This is a genomic window from Roseibium sediminis (genome assembly GCF_008711325.1).
GTDB classification, from domain to species: Bacteria; Pseudomonadota; Alphaproteobacteria; order Rhizobiales; family Stappiaceae; genus Roseibium; species Roseibium sediminis.
In genome coordinates this window covers 1-541 of sequence record NZ_VXDB01000115.1, presented here as the reverse complement: position 1 = coordinate 541, position 541 = coordinate 1, and the positions used below count along the sequence as shown (strand labels likewise).

The window sequence follows — 541 nt, the reverse complement described above, 5'->3', positions numbered from 1 at the left end:
GTCAATAGGCACGCAAGTCCCCTTTGCCGCGTTGTTTCGCGACATTTCAATTACTCTGATCAAGGCGGATCGATTGCTGCGTGAAGGTCATACGGGATCGCCCGCATCAACTTATATCCGGTAGCTCCATGACGGCTGACCACAATCTTGCATTCACACGAACGGATCGGTGACGGGTTCACACTTTTTGCCGGCGCTTCAAAGATACGCCAATCGTTGACACGACGCCCGTCATCCCGCCCTCAGGCCTGAGACCTGAAGCTCTAAATTTGGTCAGGTCGCCTTAGCCGATAAATGCGCACCCTCTGGCAGAACACCAATTTCCACATATCGCCACAAGGCAATGGCCAATTTGCGCGCCAATGCGATCAGCATGGTCCTGCGGATGCGAGCCCCTTGCCCCTGTGTACGTTGGGTGTACCAGCGTGCCAACGTCGTCTGCGGCTGGTATTTCAACCACAGCCATGCAATCTCGATTAAAATACGCCTCGCCCAAGAATTTCCCGCCTTGGAGATGCCCTGGCACTTCGTCACGGTGCCA

Annotated in this window: 1 pseudogene; it reads right to left on the bottom strand. The window is 54.9% G+C overall.

The features are described from left to right. Positions 1-273: 273 nt before the first annotated feature. Positions 274-541, bottom strand: a pseudogene (locus tag F0155_RS23315) (IS110 family transposase); the annotation flags it as partial.